Origin of the sequence: Puniceibacterium antarcticum (genome assembly GCF_002760615.1) — a bacterium.
GTDB lineage: Bacteria > Pseudomonadota > Alphaproteobacteria > Rhodobacterales > Rhodobacteraceae > Puniceibacterium > Puniceibacterium antarcticum.
Genome location: NZ_AWWI01000031.1, coordinates 14,001 through 40,008, shown reverse-complemented (window position 1 = coordinate 40,008; position 26,008 = coordinate 14,001). Strand labels below are relative to the sequence as shown.

Below are 26,008 nucleotides of genomic sequence, written 5' to 3'. Positions count from 1 at the left end.
TCCTTTCGGTTGGGCCAGAGTCTATCTCAAACTGGATTAGCTGCAGGGGGCAACGTCACGACCAAACCGGTGGGATTCTGCGAGGGGCATGGCGGGTTGGCGGTGTTGGTGAATGATGAACTGCGCAAGGAACCGTTTACCGGCACCGTGTTTTTGTCCCTCTCGACGTGGGTTGACCGGCTGAAGCTGCTCTACTGGGACGGGACAGGCGATGAGCAATTGAAGCGCCCGTGGGCTCCTGCTGGATTAAACTTTCCGGTTATTTTCATATTCAGTCGCTACCTTTTCGCGCGGTCAGGTCAGTTCGTGATCACGGACAGGCCCAGGATGCAGGCACGCGACGCTGTGGGCGCCTCCCTCGGGCAAGGGGATGGTGTGCGTGCATTCTTCGGTCGCCCTGACGCAGCGTGTACGGAACACGCAACCCGATGGAGGGGCCATGGGGGACGGCATGTCCCCGGTCAGGGGGATGATCTTTTTTGCGCGTTCCGCCACCGGGTCGGGCACCGGTACGGCGGACAGCAGCGCCTGCGTATAAGGGTGCTTGGGCAGGGCGTAGAGCTCTTTCTTGGGCGCCTTTTCCATTACACGGCCCAGATACAGCACCATGACATCATGCGAGATGTTCTTCACCACACTGAGGTCATGGGCGATGAATATCATCGCGAGGCCAAGATCTCTCTGAAGTTCCTTCAACAGCTCGATCACCTGCGCCTGGATCGAGACATCCAGCGCCGAGACGGGTTCGTCGCAGATCAGCAGCTTTGGCTCGACGATCAGCGCCCGTGCGATGCCGATGCGCTGGCACTGACCGCCAGAGAATTCGTGCGGATAGCGGTTGATCATCTGCGGCAGCAGGCCGACCCGTTCCATCATCTGCGCCACGCGCCGGCGCCGCTCGGTCGGGGACACATCGGGGCGGTGGGTGCGCAGGGGTTCGGCAATGATCTGGCCCAGGGTCATGCGCGGGTTGAGCGAGGCGAGCGGGTCCTGGAACACCATCTGGATTTCCGACCGGAATGGCTTCATCCGGCGCGGCGACAAGGACAGCAGATTGGTCTCACCCCGCCACATCACGGTGCCGCGGGCTGGCACCATCTGGATCAGGCCGCGCGCCATTGTGGATTTGCCGCAGCCGGATTCCCCGACGACGCCAAGCGTCTGACCTGCTTCGAGATCGAAGCTGACGTCTTTGACCGCGCGCAGCTCTCGCGGGGCGGTCCATGGCATGTCGCCTGCACGGGTGATGGGAAAGGTCACGCTGAGGTCGCGGACAGACAGAAGCGGGCTCATGCGGTAAGCTCCTCGATCGGACGGCGGCAGGCACGCGCGCGGTCGCCTGCAAAGAGGGCAAGCGGCGGCATGGTGCGACAATCTTCGCCGGCAAAGGTGCAGCGGGGGCGGAACGGGCAGCCTTCGGGCGGATCGGCCATGTTGGGTGGATTGCCCGGAATGGATTTCATGATCGCGTCATCGTCATCGACGCGGGGCACAGCCGCCAGCAGGCCGCGGGTGTAGGGATGACTTGGTTGCGCGAACAGCGGGTCGGTTGGCGCCTGTTCCATTACGCGGCCCCCATACATGACCAGCACCTGTTCGCAGAAGCCCGCGACCACGCCCAGATCATGGGTGATAAGGATCGTCGCCATGCCGAATTCGCGCTGCAGATCAGACAGCAGATCCATGATCTGCGCCTGTACCGTGACGTCGAGCGCAGTTGTCGGTTCATCCGCGATCAGCAGGTCGGGTTTGCACAACAGCGACATGGCGATCATCACGCGCTGGCGCATCCCGCCGGAAAACTCGTGCGGATAGAGGCGGATGCGTTCTTTGGCTGCCGGAATTTTCACCGCATCCAACATGCGCGTGCATTCCGTGAGCGCGTCGCGTTTGGACATGCCGTTGTGGAGGGTCAGAACCTCTGTCATCTGTTCAGAGATGCGCATGTAGGGATTGAGCGAGGTCATCGGATCCTGAAAAATCATCGCGATGCGCCGCGCACGCAAAGTGTTGAGCACCTTGGTGCTGGCCCCGAGGATTTCCTGCCCGTCGAACAGGATGGATCCGTCGGTGCGCCCGTTTTTCGCCAGAAGCCCCATTATGGAAAAGGCGGTCTGTGATTTTCCCGATCCGCTTTCGCCGACAATCCCCAGCGTCTGTCCTTTGTCGATGGACAGCGACAGGTTGTTTACGGCGTGAACGGTGCCGTCGTCACCGTCAAAGGTGACAGACAGGTCCTTGATCTGCAAAAGAGGCATCAGCGATCCTTGGGGTCGAGCGCATCTCGCAGGCCGTCGCCCACGAAGAAGAAGCCGAACAGGGTGAGGCAGAAGAACAGCAGCGGGAAACCCAGCTGCCAAGTGGTGCCATAAGCGATGGTTCCGGCGCCTTCGGAAATCAGTGCGCCAAGCGATGTCAGCGGCTCCTGAATCCCGAGGCCGAGGAAGGAAATGAAGCTTTCTGTCAGGATCATCAGCGGCACCAGGAGCGTGACATAGACAGCGATCACGCCCATCAGATTTGGCACGATATGGCGCAGGATGATGACAGGTGCGGCGACACCCGTGGCGCGCGCCGCCTCGACAAATTCGCGGCCCTTGAGGCTGAGCGTCTGGCCGCGCACGATCCGCGCCATTTCCATCCAGGAGATCAGTCCGATGCCCACAAACAGGATGGTGATGGAGCGGCCATACATGACCAGCAGCAGGATCAGCACAAACATGTAGGGCACAGCCATGAAGATATCGACCAGCCGCATCATGAGGCCGTCAATGCGCCCGCCGGCATAGCCTGCCGTTGCACCGTAAAGCGTTCCGACGACGCAGGCGATGATTGCGCCGACAACACCCACGGCCAGGCTGATCTGTGTGCCCTGCACGGTGCGCGCGAACAGGTCGCGCCCCAGATCGTCGGTGCCGAAATAATGTCCTGTCTCGAAAGACGGGCCGCCCAGTTCAGCCACCTGCCCCATGACGTTGTAATCCAGTTCTTCATTCGACCACTGCGCGGCGTATCCGCCAAAGATCGCAAAGAGCGCCACAAAGACCAGGATCACCAGACCCATCATCGCGGCCTTGTTGCGGAAAAAGCGGCGGCGTGCATCTGCCCAGGGCGAACGGCCCTTGGCCGGCAGAGCTTGTGCTGAGACAGTGTTTTCTCTGGTGGACACCATGTCAGTACCTGATCTTGGGGTCGATCCATCCGTAAAGGATATCGACCACGAGGTTGAAAAAGATGGTCAGGGCGCCCACCAGGATCGTCACACCCATCATAACGGCGTAATCCCGGTTCAGCGCGCTGTCGACGAAGGCCTTGCCGATGCCACCGGTGGAAAAGTAGATGTCCACAACGACCGATCCGGTGATCATCGCCACAAAGGCCGGGCCGAGATAGGAAATCACCGGCAGCATCGCAGGCTTAAGTGCATGGCGCAGGATGACCCGCCGCTCTGGCAGGCCCTTGGCGCGGGCGGTGCGGATGTGGTTCGACGTCAACACTTCGAGCATCGAAGATCGCGTGATGCGCGCGATGGATGCCATGAAAGACGTCGAAAGTGCGATCACCGGTAAGATCCAGTATTCCGGCCCCTGCCAACCGCCGCCCGGCAACCAGCCAAGCCACAGGGTGAAGACCAGCACGAGGATGGGGGCCATCACAAAATTGGGCAGCACCTGCGCCCCGATCGACATGCCGACGGCGATGTAGTCGAGCATGGAGTTGTGCCGGATGGCTGCGGCGACGCCCAGCGTGACCCCAACCAGAACGGCCAAGACAAAGGATATCAGCCCATAGGTCAGAGTGATCGGAAAGCCCTGGGCGATGATCTCGTTCACCGTCCGATCCTTGTAGACAAAGCTTGGCCCGAAATCGAAGGCACTGACGATGTTCCAGACATAGGTGCCGATCTGTTTCCACAGTGGATCATCAAGACCATATTTGGCGTTGAGGTTCGCCATCACCTCGGGCGGCAGTTCACGCTCGGCAGTGAACGGCCCACCGGGGGCTGCGTGCATCAGCACAAAAGAGATCACGATCAACACAAGCAGGGTGGGGATCGCGATCGCGATGCGTTTGAGAATGTAACTGAACAAACGTCAGCCCCCTTGGAAAATCGATGAAGCTATTGTGTGCAGAACCGGACCATCAGGAACGATCCGGCTCTGCAGCGGCGTCACTCGGCGACGCGATACAGGTCTTTGGCGTACCAGCTCTGGTTGAGGTTATCCAGAGGCCAGCCCTTGATGTCTTCTTTCAGCATGAAGACCTTGGCGTAGTGATAGAGGGGGATGATCGGCATCTCATCTGCCAGGATCATCTCGGCCTTCTGGTAGAGCGGCAGCGGATCTTCGGCAGTTTTTGAATCCTTGATCACGGCGTCATAGTCGTCGTTGAAGAACTCGCCGTTGTTGTGACCCGAATAGGATGCCATCAGATCCAGATAGGTCGAGGCCTCGTTGTAATCGCCACACCAGGCGTAGCGCGCCATATCGAAGTCCTGGCTCTGCATGCGGTCGGTGTGTACCTTCCATTCGTAGTTGTCCAAGGTCAGGTTCACGCCAATCTGCTTCAGCATCTGCGACGCAGCGATGGCGATCTTCTTGTGATCCTCTGAGGTGTTGTACTGAAGCCGCAGCGATAGCGGTTTGTCGGGGCCATACCCTGCCTCGGTCAGCAGCTCCTTGGCCTTTTCCAGTCGCTCTGGCTGGGTCCAATCTGCGTATTCGATATCGGGAATCTCGAAGCCTGCCGTTGCCCAATGGGTCCAGTTATACGACGGGTGCTGTCCGCCCTGCAGGATCTTGTCGACGATGATGTCCCGGTCGATGGCATAGCTCAGCGCTTTGCGCACACGCACATCCTTCAACGCCTCGGGGCCCTTCTCTCCGACGTTCAGCATGTAGATATAGGAACAGTTGTAAGGCACTGAGGTTGCCTGATCGGGGTATTCCTTTTCCATCCGGGGATACTGACCCGCGGGCATATCCACACGGTCAAGTTCGCCCGCCATGTACCGGGTCAGGCCCTGATTGACGTCGTTAATGGTCAGCGCGATCACGGTTTGCAGAACCGTATGTTCGGCATCCCAATAGGTGTCGTTCTTTTCCATCACGACGCGTTCGCCAAGCTGGTGCTCAACCAGAGTGTAAGCTCCGTTACCGACCAGAGTGCCGGCACGGGTCCAGTTGTCACCATTCGCATCAATCACCGATTGCGGGACCGGAAAAGTCGACGCATGGACCAGCATCTGCGGGAAATAGGGCATCGGCGCGTCGATCTTGACCTCAAGCGTATGCTCATCAACGGCCTTTACGCCCAGCTCGTCAGGCGCCATGTCACCTGCAACCACAGCCGAGGCGTTTTCGACCTGCATCAGCTCCATGTACCAGGCGTATTCAGAAGCGGTGGCAGGATCGGCCAGACGGCGCCAAGCATAGACGAAATCATTTGCCGTCACAGGGGCGCCGTCCGACCATTTTGCGTTGTCACGCAGCTTGAAGGTGTAGGTCTTTCCGTCCTCGGAAACCTCATGTTCCAGCGCGACGCCGGGGACCAGCCCTCCTTTTTCATCTTCGTTATAGAGGCCTTCGAACAGGTTGCGCAGCACGTCCGACCCTTCGGCATCCGTGTTGATCTGAGGATCCATCGACTTTATCGCGTCAAGCAGCCAGAAGGTATAGGTCTGGTTCTCGGCCAGCGTCACGCCGTCTGGCACATTGGCGGCCTGTGCCTGCCACGCCAGACTCAAGGCCAGTACGGATGATGCAAGTGTCCTGGTAACGTTCATGAAGATTCTCCCCAAAGTTGAAATTTGGTCATTTTCGACTCAACTTTGCACCATTTGAACGTAAAGGCAGCTACACATGCAATGATGACTTGGCGGTAAACTGAACCATTACGATGATTGGTCCTTCGCGAGGCTTTGATTGTCGACTACGTTGGGCGCGGTACGTGGGGCTTTGCAAAGGCTAAATTTACTGTGTGCTCAGGCACCATTGCAGAACTTTTGCCTGGGGCGATCCTTGCCCTTTCCGCACTGACGTCATGGCACGTGAACGATCTAGGCAGTGCCGAGTGCGTTGAAGCTGTATATCAGTGCGACGCGGAACTGGATTTCTGCGGTCCAGGGGTCGGGGTCTCTCTCGGCGATGCGTTCACCGAAGGCCTCGACGCATTGCATCTTCGCTTCGATCCGGCTTCGGACGTGGTGCCCGGTCCAGCGCTTCCATAATGCCTTGGCGTTGTGCCGGGCATTGCCCGAGATTGGACGCAAAGTGCATGATCAGTGTCGCACCTTGATGGCGCACTTGAACGAAACAGCCATCAACGTACTGCTTTGGAGTGAAATGGTGGGCGACCCAGGAATCGAACCTGGCGTGCGTCTCCGCGAGGGAGTTACAGTCCCCTGCCACACCTTGCGGCCTGTCGCCCACTGTCGAAGCACCGCGGCGCCTCAACGTGAGGGGGTGATTAACCGCGCATAAAACTGGCGTCAACTGGAAAATCCCTTGCGGACGCAGTCTGCTTTGCCCATGGTCGCGCGCATCTCGAAAAGGGCTGGAACATGATGAAGAAACCCAAATGGGTCGTCGAAAAAGAACAGTCGCGCAAGGCGTCAGCTGCGGAGACAGTTTGGCTCTTCGGCCTGCATGCGGTGCGCGATGCGCTGATGAACCCGAAACGTGAAAAGCTTCGGCTGGTCGTCACGCTGAATGCGCAGAACAAGCTGGAGGATGCGATTTCGTTCGCAGGAATCGAAGCCGAGATCAATGATCCACGCCGGTTTTCTGCGCCGCTGGATCCTCAGTCTGTTCACCAGGGCGCCGCGCTTGAGGTGAAAGCGCTGAACTGGGGTCGTCTGGAAGACGTTGCTTTGGGGGACGGCACGCGTCCGCCGCGTATTCTGCTGCTGGACCGCGTTACCGATCCGCACAACGTCGGCGCGATCCTGCGCTCGGCCGAGGTCTTCGGCGCCTGTGCGGTGATCGGTACGCTGCATCACAGCGCGCCTGAAACGGGGGCGCTCGCGAAGACCGCCAGCGGCGCGCTTGAACGTCAGCCCTATCTGCGAGAGCGCAATCTGGCCGAGACGATGGAGCGGCTCAAGGCGATGGGCTATTTCGTCGTTGGACTGGACGGTGAGGCCGATCAGACCATCGAGGCCGCGCTTGAGGGGCGGCGTGACCGTGCCGTCGCGCTGGTCTTGGGTGCAGAAGGGCCTGGCCTACGCCAGAAGACAAAAGAAACCTGTGACGCTTTGGTTCGGATCGATTTTGCCGGTGATTTTGGCTCTCTCAATGTCTCGAACGCAGCAGCTGTGTCGCTTTACGCGGCGCGCGGCTGAGCTGTCATGTCTGCGGGCCTTGGCCTGCCTACACGATTCAGGCGACCGCGCCGCGCCGGCTTTGGAACTGGGAGTGACGTCTTAGGACATCTGCCGCCGTGCGGTTTAGGACATCTGCCGCCGTGCGGTAATTGGTCATGCAGCCCGGACCGGGGTAAACCGCTGCGTCAGGTCGCTCTGGTCAAATGCGCTTTCGTGGCTTATCTGCGGGCCTAACCACTGGCCGCGCATTTGGCGGCGAAAATTGCGGAGGTCCCATGGCGGATTACGAAACCCCAGGTACGGTCGAAATGGACTGGAAAGACGCGATTTCCACTGTCGAGGAGATCATCGAAGATGCGCGCAACGGGCGCATGTTTATTCTGGTCGACCATGAAGACCGCGAGAACGAAGGCGATCTGGTGATCCCCGCCCAATGGGCAACGCCGGATGCGGTCAATTTCATGGCGCTCTATGGCCGCGGGCTGATCTGTCTTGCCATGACCGCCGGCAGGGTCGAGCAGTTGGGCCTGAAGCTCATGTCGACCAATAATTCGTCGCGCCATGAAACCGCTTTCACCACCTCCATTGAAGCCCGCGAAGGGGTCACAACTGGTATTTCTGCGGCTGACCGGGCCCGGACCATTTCCGTGGCGATCGATGCGTCCAAAGGCGAACAGGATATAGCGACGCCGGGACACGTGTTCCCGCTGCGAGCCAAGGATGGCGGCGTGCTGGTGCGTGCCGGTCATACCGAGGCCGCGGTGGATGTGGCCCGTTTGGCCGGGCTGAACCCGTCCGGCGTAATCTGCGAAATCATGAACGAAGACGGTACCATGTCCCGGCTGCCTGAACTGGTGGCCTTTGCGCAGCGGCACGGGCTTAAGATCGGGACGATCAGTGATCTGATCTCCTACCGTCGCCGCAACGACAATCTTGTCCGGGTGCGCAAGGAGGAGGTCATTGCCAGCGAATTCGGCGGTGACTGGAACATGCGGATCTATACGGATGAAACCCACGGGGACGAACATATCGTACTGACCAAGGGTGATCTGACAGGTGACGCGCCAGTTCTGGTGAGGATGCATGCGATGGATCCGATGTTGGACATCGTCGGTGCCGGGCCAAAGGGGCGTGCGGGTGAATTTCATCACGCGATGGAAGCGGTGGCTAAGGCTGGTCGCGGTGTGGTCGTGCTGCTGCGCGACACATCGATGAAGCTGGATGTCAGCGACGAAGTTTCGCCCAAGACGTTGCGCCAATACGGGCTGGGCGCGCAGATCCTGTCCTCTTTGGGTCTGTCGAGGCTGACGCTGCTGACCAACTCCCCGACACCCAAGATTGTCGGGCTTGAGGCCTATGGCCTTGAAATCGTGGGAACTCAGAAAATTTCGGAGCTTGGATGATGGCGTCTAGCGAAACACATTACACCCTGCCTCGGGCAGAGTTCGAAAAGCCGGTGAAGCTTCTGATCGTTGTCGCGCCTTATTACCGCGATATCGCCGACCAGCTGCTGGCCGGTGCACGCGCCGAAATCGAGGCTTCTGGCGGAACACATGAGACGGTTGAGGTGCCCGGCGCGCTGGAAGTGCCCACCGCAGTCGGTATCGCCGAACGTCTGAGCAACTTTGACGGCTATGTCGCGCTGGGTTGCATCATCCGCGGTGAGACGACGCATTATGACACCGTGTGCAACGATTCATCCCGTGGACTGGCCCTGCTGGGTCTGCAGGGGCTTTGCATCGGCAATGGCATCCTCACGGTGGAGAATACGGCACAGGCTGAGGCGCGTGCCGAAGCCACCGGCCAGAACAAGGGTGGCGGCGCTGCTGCTGCGGCCTTGCATCTGATCGCGCTCAGCCGTAAGTGGGGCGGCCAGCGCGAAGGAGTGGGGTTCAAACCTGTCCGGGACGAATATCAGATCGCTGCCAGCAGCAAGGGCAAGACCTCCGCATGACCACGCCAGCCACTGCCCCCTCGGGCAACATGAAGCGCAAGATGAAATCGGCAGCCCGGCTCTATGCTGTGCAGGCGCTGTTCCAGATGGAGCATTCCAGTCTGACCGTCGATCAGGTGCGGCTCGAATTTCTGGATCACCGCTTTGGCGCGATCTATGAGGGGGACGAGATGATGGAAGGGGATGTCGACCTTTTCACCAAGATCCTTGAGGATGCTGTGGCTTGGCAGGGCAAGATCGACCAGATGGCCGACCGTGCGATTGTTGCGAGATGGGCGATCGCCCGGATAGATCCGACCTTGCGCGCGCTGTTTCGCGCCGCAGGTGCCGAGCTGGTCAATTCAGATACCCCGCCGCGTGTGATCATCAAGGAATTCGTCGACATTGCTGGTGCCTTTTACCCCGAAGGCAAGGAACCCAGCTTTGTGAACGCGGTCCTTGATCACATGGCGCGCGAGGCACGGCCCGAAGCTTTCTAAATGGGGTTTAAGCCCGCTCGTATGCGGCTTTAAGACCTAGATTATGCTAAGCAGGTGGGTTTACGCCAGCGGAGTTTCCGGATCAGGTCGCTCGAATGCCGCTCAACATGTCACAGGGTGCTGAACTTAGTTTGACGCTCATTTAAATGCAGAAGCACGCCGCTTTTCCGGCGCGTTTCTTTTTTAAGATTTGGATATTGTGAGTTGCTCCTTCTGGCTTATCGCTAGCTAAAGCTCGCTCACTTGGCCAACAGCCAGAACAGCGCCTGTCGGTGCACCGGTGTTCGAACCACCCGGCGGTTCGTCTGAGATGGCAAGTGTCAGGCTGGCAAGCTGGGCGCTCATACCCTCTGGCAAGATGACAGAGGTGTTTGCCCCCTCCGGCAGAACACCCAGAGATACCGGCGCTGCACCCTCGGCGATCGCCCAAAGCTCTAGAACCCGGCCCGGTGCTGCCTGTCCGGCGGTTCTGGCGATCTCAAGGTGGTTTGTATTTGCCTTGTAAATCGCAAGCACGCGCAGGGACTGATCCTCTGCCGAGATTTCGCTGATCAGCAGGGCTTTTGGCCCGGCGGGAAGTGTCGGTTCGGGGATTTGCAGCATCTGCAGGGCCAGAAACCCCGAAAGGACGATAGACGCAAAGCTGAGGCCCTGCCACAGACTGGCCCGCTGCCAGAACGAAAGAGGTTCTATTGGCCCGAACAGGCGGGCCATCAGTTGTCTGCGTGTCCGGCTGGGCGGCGTCGTCTCGGCGATTTCGTCATTGAGGCCGGACAGCCTGCTTGCCCAGAACGCTACATAGTCCATCAGGTGTGTCTCAAGCGTGAGTCGCGCCTCGAATGCGGCTTCCTCGGCCGGAGAAAGTAGACGCAGGACGTATTCCGCGGCAAGGATCCCATCCTCTGGAGTGTCTGAAGTTGATGTCATTGTTCCATGCATTCCTTCAGGCTTATGAGGCTGCGCCGCAACCAGGTCCGCATTGTGTTCAGGGGCACGCTGAATTTTTCCGCCAGTTCAGCGTAACTCAGACCTTGTAGGTAGGCTCCCCTGACGGCCTGACCTTTTTCCGCTTCCAACTTGCCAAGGCATTCTGTGATCCGCGCGGCTTCGCCTGCGGCGACGACGGATTGTTCGGGCGTGGGACCGCTGGCAACAAGGTGATTTGATACGTCGTCTAGATTCGCGCTGTCACGCGTAGCGCGCAGCCTGTCGATGGCCGTGTTGCGGGCAATCGCAATCAGCCAGCTCATCGGGCTCATCCCGTTGGAGGCATAGCGGTCCGCACGTCGCCAGATTTTCATATACGTCTCCTGCAGGACATCTTCTGCGCTGGCCCTGTTGTTCAAGACACGCAGCGCGACCCCAAAGAGTTTCGCGGAGGTCTGATCATAGAGTGTCGAGAAGGCCTTGCGGTCGCCAAGGGCCACGCGGGCGATCAGACTTTCGATATCGACGAGCTGTGCCAAGGGTGTGATCCTTTGTCCGAATACAGGGGCCCCGTGATGCTTAATGACGAAAGTTAGCGGGGGGGGCCGGGAAAACGTCAGGAATGTTTGGGATGATTTTCAAACTGTTGCAAGGAAGGTTCGGATTCTTTTGACCTGATTTGAAACCTGTCGCTGTCTGAGTTCGTATGTGTTGTAACAACAAAACTTAAAAGGCTTAAGACCGATGCTGCGGAATTACATGGCTGAGATTACTCGGTTCGTTGGATCGAACGAGGTGAGAAGCGAGAAGAAATGTGAACCCGAGACTGTCTCTGCCGTGAGCCGGGCCGAACTCGAGGCATTGTTCAGCGATTTACTGGATGGGAAACCGCCCGTTCAGCCGCTGTGAGCTGTAACAATGGCGTCTCATCAAAAACGCCTCTTCCGGCTGGAAGAGGCGTTTTTCAGCGGCGGGAACCGCAGCAACCGTGTGGTTATCTCATTCCCGAGGACCTGTATGTACAGGTGGGCGTCAGGTAACCGGACCAGGATCCGGACAGAGCCAACTCCCTCGGAATTGCTTAAGGCCACCGGAATGCAACCATAAACGAGAAGAGCAGAAACCCGCCTGATATTCAAAATAGGAGGTGTGATGCCTTGCGACAAGGGGGCGTGACGCGGAGAACGAGATTCGTTCAAAGTTTTTATGCTAAATGCGGGCCAGTGACCCTGAACGACAATGAGCGGCAGTCATTTGCTGAACTCTTAGAATCAAAGATCCAAATAAGATTTTCAAGATTGCGCTCTAGTCTTGGGTCTGGATGAAGCCGTACTGTTCCAGTTCCTCGGGTAAAAGAACATAGATTTCATCCGAAGGCGTGGTCAGCGCGTGCTGCATGACCAGAGGGTCGATGCCCATCTCCTGAAGATAGATCATCACTTCGCCCTGACCGCGTTGGATATCCTCGACCGCGACAAAGGCGGGCAGCAGTGTATTTTGACCAAAATAGTGTTGGTGCACCCCGACGGATGCGCCTGTTGCAATATCGCGGGTGGCGCCGCCCGCCAGCATATACGGGCATGCGGAATAACAGTATTCTCCGTCCAGCATCCGTGTGGCGAGTCCTTGTGCACGCAGGTGGCGGCCCAGGTCCAGCGCATCGGAGACTGCACCGCCGGGACTTTGCAGGATCAGTGTTTGGATCGCAGGCTCTGCCGCATCGATTTGAGCGATGATGCGCGAGGCGTCACCGGGTTCGATTCCGCCTTCAAGCCGCCAGAGGCTGCCGTCCTCCTGCGTCAGGGTCAGCCTGTCGGGAAGGGTGCCTGCATCCCGAAGTGGCGACGTAGGTGGGCGGTCACGGGAGGGGTTGAAGGTGCGACGCTGATCGCCCGGGCGCACTGGCTCGGTCAGTCGCGGGGCGGCGGGGCCGAACCCCGGCAGATGGAATCCGCCGTCGCGCACATCACCCAAGACCAGCAGCGCGCCGATGATCAGCTGGACCACCAGCGCCCCTGTCAGGATGCGCGGGACGGAAATGCCCCGCATCAGGCGGATTTTCCTGGCAGGCGGGGGATCTCGGCTGAATAGGGGGCATGCTCTGCGCTCGCATCCGGCGGCGGCGCAGGCTTGGGGGTGCTGGCGATGTCCGATGCGACAGGGGTGGCACGGATATTGATCGCCTCTTCGACGTCGCGCACGGCATGCAGGGCAGCGCGCAGTTCGGCGAGGGTCATGGTATCCTCGACCCCTACACCCTCGCGGCCCGACCGGATTGCGGATTGCGTTACAGAAAGGATGAGGACCAGCACCGCGGGCAGCAGGTCGATTGCGATCGCCCCAGCCCAGGACGGTACGAAGTTGCGCGCGTAAAGGATAACCGCATCCGCCGAGGAAATCGGCGTATAAGTGACCTCTTCGGCCGGTTGCAGGGCAAGTACATCCTGAGCGGCGCGTTCCAGAGTTGTCGCGCGCTGCGCCAGAACTTCGAGCACCGAGGTGATGGTCGCGGCCTGATTCCCCCTGTTCGCCTCTGTGCTGCCATCGAGCTCTGGCAGGACGACCGAGGCCGCCAGATCCTGTGCTGCGCGCTCCACCAGAGCTGCAACCGAAAGCTGGCGCATCTGGGCGATGAGACCCTGCAGCTGGACGGCGGATTCGGAAAATTCGACCGATCTGGCCTCGACCGGGCCGGGCTCGACTGTCAGCGCCCGCATCCGCGACAGGATGGTGTTGCCTTGGGCAAAGGCCTGTTCTACCAGCGGTGTCTGTGACGCGATCTGCGTTTCAAGCGCAGAAAGCTCTGCAGATTTCTGGCGCAGCACACGGAACACAGCGCCGCGCCCTGCAAGACCGGACAAAGACCCTGCAGCTTCTTGTTCCGACAAATCCTCAAAGCTCTGGCGCACTCGGGCCACGTCGCGTTCCAAGGACTGGCCCGTCAGCGCAACCTCATGAACCCGTTCAAGCGAGGCCTGATAATCCTGCACGGTCTTGGCAAGGTGCTGTTCGACTGCAGCCGATCCAGCCAGTGCTGCGGCATTGAGCCAGGAAGACATTGCAATGATGGCGAGCGAGCCGAGGCCCATGGCCGCCAGCAATCCGGCCTTAGCACCTTTCGAACGGACGGCGGGGAACAGCCGCATGAGGTAGGACCAGAATACAAATATCCCGACAGACACGGCGACGGAATAGGCGATGGCGGCAAAGACGGACATCGCGCCGGTGTCATCCAGCAGGGTCGAAACGCCAAGATAGGTATAGATCCCCGAGGCGACTGCCAGAACGCCAAGCGCCGTGCCAGAAAACGTCTCAAGCCAGCTGAGGTGGTCTTCGAGTTCGCGGGCGTAGCGCACGCCGCGCGCCTGAGCCGAAGTCAGCTTGATTTCATCGGTCATTTCGGCTCCTCAGGGTGCATTTGTCCGACTTAATCTAATGTCCGGATGCGCTGATGGAAGACTTTGCCGACCCGGGGTTGCATGTGTTCACGCATTGTTCATATTTTCAGCCATGTCTCAAAACACTGATTCCCCATTAATGCCCGGCCAGTTGCTGGCGCGTGGAGTCTGCCGCCATCTGGCAAGCCAAGGTTTTGCCGTGATCGAAGAATTCACGCCTGAACGTGGCAAGCGGGTTGATGTGATGGCGCTTGGTCCGAACGGTGAGATATGGGTGGTGGAATGTAAATCATCGCGCGCCGATTTTATGACCGACGGGAAATGGCGGGGCTATCTGGAATGGTGTGACCGGTATTTCTGGGCGGTTGATCAGGACTTTCCCACGGATCTGCTGCCGGATGGCACCGGACTTATCATCGCAGACGCCTATGATGCCGAGGTTTTGCGCATGGCGCCCGAGGAAAAGTTGCCCGGGTCGCGGCGAAATGCATTGATCCGCAAGTTTGCAGCCCAAGCGGCGCGGCGGCTGCAATTGCTCAGGGATCCGGACTTTGGCCTGACGCCCTATTAACGTTTGCTGCGCGGCTTGACCTTGCGGGCTGCTGCAGCGGCCGCGCGGATTTCCTCGGCGATTTCCTCGGCTTCTTCTGGGGTGAAATCCATTGGGATCTCGATCTGGTCGGTCAGGATGAAGAGGCGCACCATGCCAATATCGGTGGGTCCGATCTGCAGGTTGGCTTCGACGTCGCGTTCGGTATTGATGCTCATGGCGTGCTCCGGGGGCGGGGGGCTGCACATCTGCCTGTACGGGCGTCTTGGCAGCGGTCTGTTTCAAGGGCGATTTCCTACGCTGCGGACCATTGAAATGCAAGCAGGACAGTGATCAGCGCAAGTGGTATCTGGTCGAGGGAATTAGTCTACCTTGATCGTCCTGCGCAATTTGCCTGTGGCGCGATCAAAAATCAGGATTTGGTTTTTTGCCGTCACCACTGCATACCAATCTGGACCTTGGGTAAAGGCGGTAGCGGTTTCGCCGTCGGGCAGGCTGATCGTTTCTGGTAGCGGTGCGGACTGATCACGGTAGCGGATGACAATCAGCGAGATGAGGATTAGAAGCCCGACAATCATGGTGGCGGTCAACGTTGTGACCAGCAACCTCAGGAATTTCAGATTGGCCGGCTCGGGTAGGGGCGGCTCGGGAGTATCAGTCATGGCGTCCAACATGTTGCGGGTGGTGATAGGTGCGGCACCGCCGCCGCGTCTTGATAAGGCTCTGGCGCGTGATGTGCCAGAGGAAGCGGCGCTGTCACGCACCCGGTTGGCCCGGCTGATCAGCGACGGCCATGTGTCGCGTGGAGCGGATGTGATCGAGGACCCCAAGGCCAAAGTGGCTGAGGGGGACGAGATCGACATTCTCGTGCCTGAAGCCGAAGAAAGTCACATCTCCCCCGAGGCGATCGCCTTGGACATCATCTATGAGGATGCAGACCTCATCGTGGTGAACAAGCGGGCGGGGATGGTGGTGCACCCTGCGCCGGGATCGCCAACGGGCACACTGGTGAATGCGTTGCTGCATCATTTCGGCGATGACCTTTCCGGCGTAGGTGGTGAAAAGCGACCCGGCATCGTGCACCGCATCGACAAGGACACAAGTGGCGTTCTGGTGGTGGCAAAGTCGGATCGCGCGCATCACGGACTTGCCGCTCAGTTCGCGGCCCATACGGCGGCGCGCAGCTATCTTGCCCTGTGTTACGGTGTTCCTGATACCGGCGACCCGCGTCTGCGCGGGATCCGCGGCGTGTCTGCCGAACCAGGGGCTGTGATCAAGGTCACCACCCAGCTAGCGCGGCACCGTACAGATCGGCAGAAACAGGCGGTTTTCTTTGGGCAGGGTCGGCATGCGGTGACCCGCGCGCATTTGCTGGAAAGTTTTGGCACGCCCCCGACATTGGCTTTGCTGGAATGTCGTCTGGAGACCGGACGCACCCACCAGATCCGGGTGCATATGGCGCATATCGGCCACGGTTTGGTCGGTGATCCGACCTATGGCGGACGCCGCAAACTGGCCGCATCAGCCGTGTCTGTCGCGGCGGCAGAGGCTGTGCATGACTTTCCGCGTCAGGCGCTGCACGCGGCAGAACTGGGTTTTGTACATCCTGTGATAGGGGAATGGATGCAGTTCGAAGCACCGTTGCCTGAGGATATGGAAACGCTGATGGCGCACCTGCGCTGTTGACTCCTCACACAAACAGCACATGAGCGTGAAGGCACTGACATGAGGGATCCACATCGCCTGTATTTGCGTTAACCTTCCATGAATGAAAGGCGCGTAACTGCGCTTGAAACCCCTCGGGCAGCAACACATATGGATGTTAAGCATCTAAACATGTGGATGTTAAGCATCTAAACATGGTGCGGCCCCGATATATTGGAGGGAAGAGGGATGAGCAACTACGGCAATCTGCCGGCCCCGTCACCGGAAGGTGGGCTGAGCCGCTACCTGCAACAGATCCGGAAATTTCCGCTGCTTGAGCCGGAAGAAGAATACATGCTCGCCAAGCGTTGGGTCGAGGAGCAGGACACCGAAGCGGCACACCGTATGGTCACCTCGCACCTCCGTCTCGCGGCTAAGATCGCGATGGGCTATCGAGGTTATGGTCTGCCCCAGGCAGAGGTGATCTCTGAAGCCAACGTGGGCCTGATGCAGGCTGTCAAGCGGTTCGACCCGGAAAAAGGCTTCCGTTTGGCGACCTATGCCATGTGGTGGATCCGTGCCTCGATCCAAGAATATATTCTGCGGTCATGGTCTCTTGTGAAGATGGGAACGACTTCGGGCCAGAAGAAACTGTTCTTCAACCTGCGCAAGGCCAAGTCGCGTATCGGCGCCTTGGAAGACGGCGACCTGCGTCCCGAACATGTGACCAAGATCGCAACCGATCTTGGTGTGACCGAAACCGAAGTGATCTCGATGAACCGCCGCTTGTCAGGTGGGGATGCGTCCTTGAACGCGACTGTCGGATCCGAAGGCGAAGGGACCATGCAATGGCAGGACTGGCTTGAGGATGAAGATGCCGATCAGGCTGGCGATTATGCCGAGCGTGACGAGCTTGAAGCGCGTCGCGCGTTGCTTGCCAGTGCGATGGACGTGCTGAATGATCGCGAAAAGGACATTCTGACCCAGCGACGCCTTTCGGATCAGACGGTAACGCTTGAGGATCTGAGCAGCCAGTACGACGTCAGCCGTGAACGTATCCGCCAGATCGAGGTGCGCGCGTTTGAAAAGCTGCAGAAACGAATGCGTGACCTCGCGCGCGAGCAGGGCATGCTGGCACAGGCATGATCTGATTTCTTTGAGAAGATGAACGGGGGTCGTACTTTCGGCCGCCGTTTTTTCAATACCGGCGCGCCAAAGTGCTTTGCATTTTCTGTCGGGCTATCTGCAAAAATCTGATGCAGAGTAACTGGCTCACGCTCTTCTCTTTCCAGAGACGCACCACCAAGCCTAGCGCCATGCGCTGCCCTCAAGGTGTTACGCTGGCTTTTGCGTGTTCGTTTGCGCTAGCACTGCAGAGAACAAAATAGGAGCAAGGCATGTCAAATTTAGTAAAGTGGGGCATCTTGGGGGCATCAACCTTTGCCAAGAAACATATGGCCCCCGCGATTCATTTGGCACCCGGCGGGCAGTTGGTTGCGCTGGCGACCTCGGATATGGTGAAGGCTGAAGATTTTGTCGGCATTGCGCCGGATCTTCGAGTGCATGACAGTTATGATGCTCTGCTAGCCGATCCGGATATAGATGCTGTCTACATTCCACTGCCGAACCATCTCCACGTGGAATGGGCGACCAAGGCGGCTGAGGCGGGCAAACACGTGCTGTGCGAAAAACCCATCGCGCTTGAGGCGGGTGACATTGATGAACTGATCGCGCTGCGCGACCGTACAGGGCTGCTGATCGCGGAAGCATACATGATCGTGCACCATCCGCAGTGGATCAAGGCGCGGGAATTGTTTCGCGAGGGTGTTCTGGGCCAAATCCGTCGGGTTTCGGGGGTCTTCAGCTACAACAACACCGACCCAAGCAATATTCGCAACCGTCGCAATATTGGCGGCGGGGGCCTGCGTGATATAGGCGTCTATATCTTTGGAGCGACCCGATTCGTGAGCGGTGAGGAGCCTGAATTGATCCTGTCGTCCAGAATCGACTGGGACGGAGATGTAGATACCACCGCGCATCTGACGGCGCAGTTCCCGTCGTTTCACTACACCGGCATGGTGTCGATGCGCCTCGCACCCTTTCAGGAAATGGTGTTCCATGGTGACAACGGACTTATGCGGCTGTCAGCACCGTTCAACGCCGGAAGCTATGGCGAGGCACGCATCGATCTGTCGGGTGCGGATCAATCCTCGCAGGTCTGGAGATTCACCGCCGATAACCAGTATCTGCGGCAGGTCGAGGCTTTTAACGCTGCAGTCACTCAGGGGGCAGATTTTGCCTGTCCGTTGGAGTTTTCGCGTGGCACGCAAGCCATGATGGATATGGTATTCGACGCAGAGCGTTGATCCAAGATACAGCGTTTCGGTTTTGACTTGGATCGGATATTCGCGGTCTCTCCCTTTGGTCGAACGCGAAATCCGATTTCCGTTTGCTCAGGTTAAGCCAGAAGCGCTTTAGGCCCGGCAGAAACTGTCAGGCCTACGTGGTAATGCAGAATCGCCATGGATCAGGCGGCGTTTGTATTGGCCGCCTTTGGCTTCTTCCCTGAATTCTCATCGATGAATTCCAGTACAAGCGGGCGGATGTTGTTGCGCCAGCTCTTGCCTGCGAAGATGCCATAGTGTCCGGCACCAGGCTCCAGATGGTTTCCCTTCATGGAATCAGGCAGGCCGGTGCACAGGGCAAGGGCGGCAACGCACTGGCCGGGGGCAGAGATATCGTCATTCGCGCCTTCGACGGTCTTGACCGCGACCTTTGTGATCTTGCCGATATCCACATGCTTGCCGTTCACAACGAATTCGTTTTTGGCAATCTCGCCATTCTTGAAGATCCGTTCGACCGTGGACAGATAGAATTCTGCCGGCATGTCCATGACAGCAAGATATTCGTCATAGAACCGATTGTGGGCATCGTGATCCGACGCCTCGCCTCGGGCGACCCGCATGATCTGATCGCTGAAGGCTTGGGAATGGCGATCCAGATTCATCGAGATGAAGGAGGTCAGCTGCAGCAAACCGGGATAGACAAGTCGTCCCACACCCGGCCAAGAATAGCCAACACGTTGAATAGCGGTCTCTTCCAGTTGACCCATGGTGACACGACGTCCAAAGTCGGTCACATCAGTCGGAGTTGCATCGGGGTCGATCGGACCGCCGATCAATGTAAGGGAACGGGGCTGCGCGTCGGGATCTTCCTCGGCAAGATAGGCGGTGGCCGCCAGAGTAAGGGGGGCTGGCTGACAAACTGCGATCACATGGGTATCGGGACCAAGATGGCGCATGAATTCAACGAGGTAGAGGGTATAATCCTCAATGTCGAACTTGCCGGCACTAACCGGTACGTCCCGGGCGTTGTGCCAGTCAGTGACATAGACTTCGCAATCGGGGATAAGCGAAATGACCGTCGAGCGCAGCAGTGTGGCATAGTGACCGGACATCGGAGCAACCAGCAGCACTTTGCGCGGCTGTTCCGCACGGTCGGTTACGTTGAAGTGGAGCAGATTAGCAAACGGACGCTTGACCATCGTTTCAATATTCACGATGTGGTCTTTGCCATCAGCGCAAGTGATGGATCGAATTCCCCAGTCGGGCTTGGCGGTCATCCGTTCAAAGCTACGTTCGGCCACCTCGCCCCAGGCAGACATCCATTGGATTGCAGGGTTGGAAAAGAGCGCGAATGCCGGGTAGGATGCAGCGGTGCGAGCGGTCGCGCCCATCCATTGATTGGTATTCCTGACGGTCTCCATCAGGTCGTAGGTTGCCATGTAGCGCATGATGCGTCTCCTTGTTTCCGGAGCGGGGTCCGGGCCAAATCGTCGCTTTGCCCCCCGACTGAGGCGACGGAATTCTGCACAGCAGCGAAGATAGGGGGGAAATCTCGCAATGACAACTGATGACATAGTCGCAACCGAAGAGCTGGAGCGACTGAACGAAAACCTGACCAAGGTAGAGGTGCTGACCCAGAGACTTTTGACGGCGATGGGCAGCAAGCAGCGCGTGAATCCTGCGCTGTCCGGTCCTGGACAGGATCTGTACGGCAAGGCAATGACGGCATACTGGCAGGAATGGGTTCAGAATCCGTCAAAGATCATAGAACATCAGATAAGTTTCTGGGGTCAGTCTGTCACCCATTTTGTCGAGGCGCAGCAGGCGCTTTCCAAAGGGAAGCTGCAGGCGCCTGATAATCCCGGGCCCAAGGACCGGCGGTTCTCGAATGCGCTATGGGACACGCATCCTTATTTCAACTTTATCAAACAGCAGTATCTGATCAATGCCACTGCGGTGCAGCAGGCAGTTGAAGATATCGACGATATGGCGCCAGTGGAAAAGCGTCGCTTGCGGTATTTTGCGCGCCAGATCGTGGACATGATGGCGCCGACCAACTTTTTCTCGACTAATCCGGATGCTTTGCAGAAGGCGGTTGAGACTGAGGGTGCATCGCTGGTCAAGGGGCTTGAGAATCTGGTCGCCGATCTTGAAGCCAACAACGGTGAGCTTGTGGTCCGCCTCGCGGATGAAGGTGCCTTTGAAATTGGTGAAAATATTGCGACCGCGAAGGGTGCGGTTGTGTATCGCAACCGGATGATGGAGCTGATCCAGTACAGCCCCACCACGGAAAAGGTGCGACAGACGCCCATCGTGCTGTTCCCGCCATGGATCAACAAGTTCTATATTCTCGACCTCAAGCCTGAGAACAGTTTGATCCGCTGGGTCGTCGATCAGGGCTACACTCTCTTCGTCGTCAGTTGGATCAACCCTGACGAGAGCTATTCCGACGCTGGCCTGGACGCCTATATTGAAGAAGGGTTCCTGACCGCGATCCGCGAGGTCAAGGCAATCACTCGGCAGGACAAGGTCAACGCTGTGGGCTATTGCATTGCGGGCACCACGCTGGCGCTGACCCTGTCGCTGATGAAGCAACGAGGCGATACATCGATCAAATCGGCAACCTTCTTTACGGCGCTGACCGATTTCAGCGACCAAGGGGAATTCACACCCTTCCTGCAGAACGATTTTATCGACGGGATCGAAAGCGAGATCGGCGAAACCGGGCTGCTGAAGTCATTCATAATGGCGCGGACCTTCTCTTATCTGCGCTCGAACGATCTGATCTATGGCCCGGCGATCAAGAGCTACATGATGGGCGAAACACCCCCTGCCTTTGATCTGCTTTACTGGAACGGCGACGGAGCGAACCTTCCCGGTAAGATGGCGGTGCAGTACCTGCGCAAGCTGTGCCAAGACAACAGGTTTGCCGAGGGCGGGTTCGAACTTATGGGGCATACGCTGAACCTGAAGGATGTGTCGGTCCCGCTGATGTCCGTTGCTTGCGAGACGGACCATATAGCAGCCTGGAAGGACTGCTACAGGGGCGTGCAGAAGATGGGCAGCCGATCCAAGATCTTTGTAGTTTCAGAGTCGGGACATATTGCGGGGATCGTCAATCCACCCAGCAAGAAAAAGTACGGCCACTATACCAACGAAGACACGGCAGCAACGCCAGAGGAGTGGCTGGCTTCGGCCGAGTTTACCAACGGTTCGTGGTGGCCGCGTTGGGAGGCCTGGCTTGCCAAGCGCTCCGGCAAATGGATCGAGGCCCGGGAGCCGGGCGATTCGGATCATCCAAGTTTGGAAACTGCCCCCGGAACCTATGTAAAGGTCAAAGCCAGGCAAGCTAATCAATAGCTTGCACGAATTTGCTGCAGCGCAGCATTTATACTTGAAATGCCGCGCTGCAGCATGCATATTAGGTCCAGCTTAAGAAAAGGCGGGGTGGGCCCGCCATAAGCGAAAGGATCACTATTATGGCTGCTAAAGCACAAGATTTCACCACCGCAATGAAAGACATGATGGGCGCATTCCCCGTGGACACCAAAGCCATGGACGACGCGTTCAAAACCACTGCAACGCTGAACGAAAAGCTGTCGGGCGTCGCTCTGGAAGCCGCTGGCAAGTCGACCGAGATCTCGACCAAATGGGCCAAAGATACGTTGTCCAAGCTGGCAGAAATGTCCAAAGCCAAGACCGAGCCCGCCGATTACGCAAAGGCGATGACCGATTTTGCCTCCGCTCAGGCCGAAACTGCTGCAGAGAATATGTCTGCCTTCGCTGAAATCGCGAAAAAGGTTCAGATGGACACCGTCGAGCTGATGATGGCAGCTGGCAAGGACATGACCGAGGATGCATCCGCAGCCATCAAGAAAGCCACCAACGATGCTACCGCGGCTGCCAAGAAAGCAGCTCCTGCCTCATAAGCTCGCTCAGGCTCTCGACGCATCAAAGCAAGCACAGCTTTGAGAATTGCGCTGTTCTCCTCCCAAGCGGCGCAATTCGACAGGCGGGTTCTTCGGAACCCGCCTTTTTTCGTCTTGCGCGATCTGTTTGCAGGTGCGGAAAGCTTGGTCTTTTCTTTTGTGAAACGGGGCCCTAGTGTTTTCCGCACCGCTGCATTTTTGGGAGGGACCCCGTGGCTGACCCAGACAAACCACTGCTGATCAAACGCTATGCCAGCCGCAGGCTCTATAACACCGAGACCAGCGATTACGTGACACTTGAGGACATTGCCGGATTCATCCGCGATCACCGCGAAGTCAAGATCGTCGATCTGAAATCCGGCGACGACCTGACCCGCCAATACCTTCTGCAGATCGTGGCCGAGCACGAGAGCAAGGGTGAAAGCGTCTTGCCGATCAACGTTTTGACCGACCTTGTGCGCAGCTACACGACGCAGGCAACCAGCGTTGTGCCACAGTTCCTGGCGCAAAGCTTTGAGATGTTCCGCGATAGCCAGTCAAAATGGGTCGAAAACATGAGCTCGATCAACCCGATGACCAAAATGCCCGGATTTGAAGCGGTCCAGGCACAGCAGGAAGCGTTCCTTAAGGCGATGACAGGGTCGGTGGGGAAGCAGTGGTCAGGACCTGAGGCCGATGAAAAGGACAAGCCCGAAGATTTTGACGCGATCAAGAAAGAACTCGCGGCGCTGCAGGCGAAACTCAACAAGCTTGGTGGCTGAAGCCCTAATTCGCGCCCTCGGACCGGTATGCCTATGTCGACTTTCGGTGCGAGGGCCAGCACCTCGCATTACCCGAGATATCCAATGATAGATGAGGGCAAAGCGGGGGCCGCGCGCTAGGCTGCGGCACTGCCCATGACCTGATGCGCCGCCTGCAGCAGGACATCTGCCACGGCTGAACAATCTTCAGAGGTTAGCCTTGCGGGAAGGCGGGTGTCACAGGCACGCATCAGCATGGCGCGGGTCAGGGGCAGATCGGGAAGATCGGACAGGAACTGCCAGTTCCAGAAGGCCCTGGCATTGTCACGGCTCAGGCCAAATACTTGAATCCTGACGCCTGCGCTTTTTGCTGTTTCTGCAAAAGCAAGCACCTGTGCATCCGACATCCCAATGAGGTTGAACTGCAGAGAATCCGGTGCGCGCTGTTCCTGCGGAAGCTTGTCAGGCACATCGATCCAAGGACAGGCGTTCAGAGCCTTGGCCACATGGTCGTGGTTTCGCCGTCCATCCGCAACACGACCTGCGATATGTGATATCTGGGGACGTATGATCGCGGCGGACAGGTTGGAAAGGCGCAGATTGTATAGCGGCAACTGGTTCTGCCATTTCGCGCAGGCTGCGCCTAGGACAGGATGCTTGGCCCAGTTGTGTTCGTAAGCGCCGGACATGATGATGGCGCGGGCAATCAGATCGGCGTCGTCAGTCACAAGGATGCCGCCTTCGCCCGCATTGATCAGCTTGTAGCTTTGGAAGCTGAAACAGCCGATCCGACCCAGCGTGCCGATGTTGCGCCCATTCCAGGTGGCTCCAAGGCTATGGGCCGCATCCTCGATCACCGGAATCTGACGGGCGCCGCACAGCGCCAGAATGGCATCCATGTCCGAGGTATGGCCACGCATATGGCTGATAAGGACGGCCTGAACAGTGTCGAGCTTTGCCACAAAATCATTCATATCAATGCGATAGTCGCGACCCACTTCGCACAGCACCGGATGGCAGTCCGCGTGTACGACGGCCGAAGGCACGGCGGCAAAGGTAAAGGCCGGGATCAGGACACGCGCGCCGCGTGGCAGGTTCAGCGCCTTGAGCGACAGGAACAACGCCGCGGAACAACTGCTGACCGCAAGCGCATATTTTGACCCCAGATGGGTCGCAAATTCCCCTTCGAGCAGCGCAACCGGGGAATCGGACGGCGCGTGATAGCGAAACAGATCGCCAGAGCGCAGCAGCCGGTCGATCTCGGCGCGCGCAGCGTCAGGGATCGGTTCAGCATCGTGCATGTCCGGGATCTGGGTCATTTTTAAATTCCTGAAAGTTGGTTTCAGGTTTTGTAAAACAGCTGCCGGGTTTCCCCAAGTGAAAATCCTGTGACACTAGCGACCTGCGCCCTCAGAATCCTATCCTGTCGCGCAGCGCATACCAGCTCATTGCCAGTGCCAGAAGGGGTGCGCGCATGGCGGGGCCGCCGGGAAAGGCCGGCAGGGGCACAGCGGCCATGGTGTCGAACCCTTCGGCCTGCCCTTGGATCGCCCGCGCCATCAGCTGGCCCGCGTGCACAGCCGTACCTACACCGTGCCCGGAGTAGCCTGAGGCCGAGAGCACGTTTGGTGCAGGGCGCGCAAGGTAAGGCATTCGCTTCATGGTGATCGCAAGCGTGCCACCCCAGGCATAATCGAGCTTCACATCCCGAAGCTGCGGGAACACCTTGAGCATGGGTTTTGACACCAGTGCGCGGATGTCTGCGGGAAAGCGGTAGCCATAGCTTTCGCCACCGCCAAACAGCAGGCGTTTGTCATCGCTCAGGCGGAAGTAATTGACGACAAAACGCGAATCCGCGACGGCAACATCCTGAGTCAGGACCTCTTGGGCACGATCGCCTAGTGGTTCGGTCGCCACAATGAAGTTGTTGATCGGCATGACCCGGGCTGCCACATCACGCTCCAGCCCGCCAAGGTAGCCGTTTGCGGCCAGGATCACATGCCGCGCTGTCACGCGGCCCGAATCCGTCTGAACCATTGCGGGATCGCCTTTGGTGATGTGCTGCACATGGCTTGTCTCATGGATACGCGCGCCCGCAGCTGTCGCTGCCCGCGCCAGCCCTTGGGCAAAGCGCAGGGGGTGGAGATGCCCCGCGCCCATGTCGAGCATCCCGCCCTTGTAATCGGGAGAGGGGCAGAGCGCGAAACAGGCGTCGCGATCCAGCGCCTTGACCTGATCATAGCCATAGACCCGCGACAGATGATCGGAATATCCGTGCAGCTTCTCAACATCGCTCTGGGCTGATGCTGTCCAAGCCACGCCGGGCTTCAGATGGCAGTCGATGTCATGTTCAGAGATCAGGCTCTTCACCAAGGACTTGGCATCTTCTGCCAAATTCCACAGCTTGCGGGCGGCATCCAGCCCCACCATCGACTCGAGCACCTTTTGATCCTGCCGCTGGCCCGATCCAAGCTGACCCCCATTGCGCCCCGAGGCGCCAAAGCCGACGCGATGAGCCTCAAGCACCACCACGTCCAGCCCGGCCTGTGCCAGATGCAGCGCCGCCGACAGCCCCGTATAGCCGCCGCCGACGATGCAGACATCCGCCCGCGTGTCGCCTTTCAGAGGGGCAAATGGCTCAAGCACATCCGCCGTGGCGGCGTACCAGCTTTGCGGATACGCGCCGCGTTTGTCGTTGGAAAACAGCAGATCCATCCG

At 58.5% G+C, this 26,008-nt stretch carries 25 protein-coding genes, 1 tRNA gene and 2 pseudogenes; 12 read left to right on the top strand and 16 right to left on the bottom strand.

Going from position 1 to position 26,008, the window contains the following annotated elements:
• Positions 1-69: 69 nt before the first annotated feature.
• Positions 70-198, top strand: a pseudogene (gene tnpB, locus P775_RS29695) (IS66 family insertion sequence element accessory protein TnpB); the annotation flags it as partial.
• A 96-nt stretch (positions 199-294) separates the two neighbouring features.
• On the opposite strand, the gene P775_RS03710 reads toward tnpB, so the two are convergent.
• From P775_RS03710 to P775_RS27885, 7 genes and pseudogenes are all read right to left on the bottom strand, one after another.
• On the bottom strand, positions 295-1,293 hold the full coding sequence (locus P775_RS03710; protein WP_099909701.1) for an oligopeptide/dipeptide ABC transporter ATP-binding protein: 999 nt from the start codon (positions 1,291-1,293) through the stop codon (positions 295-297).
• Positions 1,290-2,258, bottom strand: a complete 969-nt coding sequence (locus P775_RS03705) for an oligopeptide/dipeptide ABC transporter ATP-binding protein (RefSeq protein WP_099909700.1) — start codon at positions 2,256-2,258, stop codon at positions 1,290-1,292. Before P775_RS03705 ends, P775_RS03710 begins: the two co-directional genes overlap by 4 nt.
• Positions 2,258-3,172, bottom strand: a complete 915-nt coding sequence (locus P775_RS03700; RefSeq protein ID WP_099909699.1) for an ABC transporter permease subunit — start codon at positions 3,170-3,172, stop codon at positions 2,258-2,260. The genes P775_RS03705 and P775_RS03700 overlap by 1 nt, the downstream gene beginning before the upstream one ends.
• Position 3,173: 1 nt before the next feature.
• The gene (gene oppB / locus P775_RS03695; protein WP_099909698.1) at positions 3,174-4,091 is read right to left on the bottom strand and encodes an oligopeptide ABC transporter permease OppB; all 918 of its coding nucleotides are present in this window, start codon (positions 4,089-4,091) and stop codon (positions 3,174-3,176) included.
• An 80-nt stretch (positions 4,092-4,171) separates the two neighbouring features.
• On the bottom strand, positions 4,172-5,785 hold the full coding sequence (locus P775_RS03690) for a peptide ABC transporter substrate-binding protein (RefSeq protein ID WP_099909697.1): 1,614 nt from the start codon (positions 5,783-5,785) through the stop codon (positions 4,172-4,174).
• A gap of 273 nt (positions 5,786-6,058) precedes the next feature.
• Positions 6,059-6,235: pseudogene (locus P775_RS03685) on the bottom strand (IS5/IS1182 family transposase); the annotation flags it as partial.
• A gap of 110 nt (positions 6,236-6,345) precedes the next feature.
• Positions 6,346-6,429, bottom strand: a tRNA-Tyr gene (locus P775_RS27885).
• A 136-nt stretch (positions 6,430-6,565) separates the two neighbouring features.
• Here P775_RS27885 and rlmB point away from each other — a divergent pair.
• The 4 genes from rlmB (at position 6,566) to nusB (ending at position 9,757) form a co-directional block, all read left to right on the top strand.
• Entirely contained in the window at positions 6,566-7,342 is a 777-nt protein-coding gene (gene rlmB / locus P775_RS03680) for a 23S rRNA (guanosine(2251)-2'-O)-methyltransferase RlmB (RefSeq protein ID WP_099909705.1), read from the top strand.
• 257 nt (positions 7,343-7,599) lie between these two features.
• Positions 7,600-8,727 (top strand): 3,4-dihydroxy-2-butanone-4-phosphate synthase, encoded by a 1,128-nt coding sequence (gene ribB / locus P775_RS03675; protein WP_099909696.1) that lies wholly within the window; start codon positions 7,600-7,602, stop codon positions 8,725-8,727.
• On the top strand, positions 8,727-9,278 hold the full coding sequence (locus tag P775_RS03670; protein ID WP_099909704.1) for a 6,7-dimethyl-8-ribityllumazine synthase: 552 nt from the start codon (positions 8,727-8,729) through the stop codon (positions 9,276-9,278). The genes ribB and P775_RS03670 overlap by 1 nt, the downstream gene beginning before the upstream one ends.
• Positions 9,275-9,757, top strand: coding sequence for a transcription antitermination factor NusB (gene nusB, locus P775_RS03665; protein ID WP_099909695.1), 483 nt, complete (start codon positions 9,275-9,277; stop codon positions 9,755-9,757). Before P775_RS03670 ends, nusB begins: the two co-directional genes overlap by 4 nt.
• Before the next feature lie 228 nt (positions 9,758-9,985).
• Here the strand turns inward: nusB and P775_RS03660 are convergent, their stop codons facing one another.
• The 4 genes from P775_RS03660 to P775_RS03645 form a co-directional block, all read right to left on the bottom strand.
• Positions 9,986-10,684, bottom strand: coding sequence for an anti-sigma factor (locus tag P775_RS03660; RefSeq protein ID WP_180287306.1), 699 nt, complete (start codon positions 10,682-10,684; stop codon positions 9,986-9,988).
• Entirely contained in the window at positions 10,681-11,223 is a 543-nt protein-coding gene (locus tag P775_RS03655) for a sigma-70 family RNA polymerase sigma factor (RefSeq protein ID WP_099909693.1), read from the bottom strand. The genes P775_RS03660 and P775_RS03655 overlap by 4 nt, the downstream gene beginning before the upstream one ends.
• Before the next feature lie 766 nt (positions 11,224-11,989).
• A complete protein-coding gene (locus tag P775_RS03650) occupies positions 11,990-12,733 on the bottom strand; it encodes a COG3904 family protein (RefSeq protein ID WP_099909692.1) in 744 nt (247 codons plus the stop codon).
• Positions 12,733-14,082, bottom strand: coding sequence for a hypothetical protein (locus tag P775_RS03645; RefSeq protein ID WP_099909691.1), 1,350 nt, complete (start codon positions 14,080-14,082; stop codon positions 12,733-12,735). The genes P775_RS03650 and P775_RS03645 overlap by 1 nt, the downstream gene beginning before the upstream one ends.
• 139 nt (positions 14,083-14,221) lie before the next feature.
• Here P775_RS03645 and P775_RS03640 point away from each other — a divergent pair, with 139 nt between their 5' ends.
• Entirely contained in the window at positions 14,222-14,653 is a 432-nt protein-coding gene (locus tag P775_RS03640) for an MmcB family DNA repair protein (RefSeq protein WP_099909690.1), read from the top strand.
• On the opposite strand, the gene P775_RS03635 is transcribed toward P775_RS03640, so the two are convergent.
• Both P775_RS03635 and P775_RS03630 read right to left on the bottom strand, forming a co-directional pair.
• Positions 14,650-14,850 (bottom strand): DUF6324 family protein, encoded by a 201-nt coding sequence (locus P775_RS03635; RefSeq protein ID WP_099909689.1) that lies wholly within the window; start codon positions 14,848-14,850, stop codon positions 14,650-14,652. The two genes, P775_RS03640 and P775_RS03635, sit on opposite strands and share 4 nt — an antisense overlap.
• A 144-nt stretch (positions 14,851-14,994) precedes the next feature.
• Positions 14,995-15,294, bottom strand: a complete 300-nt coding sequence (locus P775_RS03630; protein ID WP_099909688.1) for a DUF6476 family protein — start codon at positions 15,292-15,294, stop codon at positions 14,995-14,997.
• Between P775_RS03630 and P775_RS03625 the strand changes: the two genes are divergently transcribed.
• From P775_RS03625 to P775_RS03615, 3 genes are all read left to right on the top strand, one after another.
• Complete coding sequence (locus tag P775_RS03625; protein WP_099909687.1) at positions 15,293-16,318, top strand: RluA family pseudouridine synthase; 1,026 nt, start codon at positions 15,293-15,295, stop codon at positions 16,316-16,318. The two genes, P775_RS03630 and P775_RS03625, sit on opposite strands and share 2 nt — an antisense overlap.
• Before the next feature lie 207 nt (positions 16,319-16,525).
• Entirely contained in the window at positions 16,526-17,422 is an 897-nt protein-coding gene (gene rpoH / locus P775_RS03620) for an RNA polymerase sigma factor RpoH (protein ID WP_099909686.1), read from the top strand.
• 251 nt (positions 17,423-17,673) lie between these two features.
• On the top strand, positions 17,674-18,642 hold the full coding sequence (locus tag P775_RS03615; RefSeq protein WP_099909685.1) for a Gfo/Idh/MocA family protein: 969 nt from the start codon (positions 17,674-17,676) through the stop codon (positions 18,640-18,642).
• A 161-nt stretch (positions 18,643-18,803) separates the two neighbouring features.
• On the opposite strand, the gene phaZ is transcribed toward P775_RS03615, so the two are convergent.
• The gene (gene phaZ, locus P775_RS03610) at positions 18,804-20,069 is read right to left on the bottom strand and encodes a polyhydroxyalkanoate depolymerase (protein WP_099909684.1); all 1,266 of its coding nucleotides are present in this window, start codon (positions 20,067-20,069) and stop codon (positions 18,804-18,806) included.
• A gap of 109 nt (positions 20,070-20,178) precedes the next feature.
• Here phaZ and P775_RS03605 point away from each other — a divergent pair, with 109 nt between their 5' ends.
• From P775_RS03605 to phaR, 3 genes are all read left to right on the top strand, one after another.
• Positions 20,179-21,981, top strand: coding sequence for a PHA/PHB synthase family protein (locus P775_RS03605; RefSeq protein ID WP_099909683.1), 1,803 nt, complete (start codon positions 20,179-20,181; stop codon positions 21,979-21,981).
• A gap of 119 nt (positions 21,982-22,100) precedes the next feature.
• Entirely contained in the window at positions 22,101-22,550 is a 450-nt protein-coding gene (locus P775_RS03600) for a phasin family protein (RefSeq protein WP_099909682.1), read from the top strand.
• Between the two features lie 212 nt (positions 22,551-22,762).
• On the top strand, positions 22,763-23,311 hold the full coding sequence (gene phaR, locus P775_RS03595) for a polyhydroxyalkanoate synthesis repressor PhaR (protein WP_099909681.1): 549 nt from the start codon (positions 22,763-22,765) through the stop codon (positions 23,309-23,311).
• Positions 23,312-23,427: 116 nt separating this feature from the next.
• Here the strand turns inward: phaR and P775_RS03590 are convergent, their stop codons facing one another.
• On the bottom strand, positions 23,428-24,609 hold the full coding sequence (locus P775_RS03590) for a DegT/DnrJ/EryC1/StrS family aminotransferase (RefSeq protein WP_099909680.1): 1,182 nt from the start codon (positions 24,607-24,609) through the stop codon (positions 23,428-23,430).
• Positions 24,610-24,700: 91 nt separating this feature from the next.
• Positions 24,701-26,005: an NAD(P)/FAD-dependent oxidoreductase gene (locus P775_RS03585; protein ID WP_099909679.1), complete on the bottom strand. Its 1,305-nt coding sequence runs from the start codon at positions 26,003-26,005 to the stop codon at positions 24,701-24,703.
• Positions 26,006-26,008 lie beyond the last annotated feature (3 nt).